1 pseudogene is annotated in these 220 nt (G+C 54.5%); it reads right to left on the reverse strand.

The annotated features are described in order from the left end of the window. Nucleotides 1-104: 104 nt before the first annotated feature. A pseudogene (locus tag ACVOLV_RS22205) lies at nucleotides 105-220 on the reverse strand (DDE-type integrase/transposase/recombinase); the annotation flags it as partial.

A 220-nucleotide genomic window follows, 5' to 3' on the forward strand; every position in this document is an offset into this window, starting at 1 on the left:
GCTGCTCAGCAACTCGTTGGGTACTTCATGTTTGCGTGAACTCATGGTGTCTCCAGGTCAGATGGCAGTTTCCTGCCGGTGACCCGTTTACACAAAATCTAGGACAGGCCCCAACCAACAACCCTGCGTGAGAAAAGATCCAAAACAACTGCCAGGTATAGCCAACCCTGCCACGTGCGGATGTAGGTGATATCCGTCACCCATGCCTCGTTCGGGCGCG

Source organism: Stenotrophomonas sp. STEN023 (genome assembly GCF_056760135.1).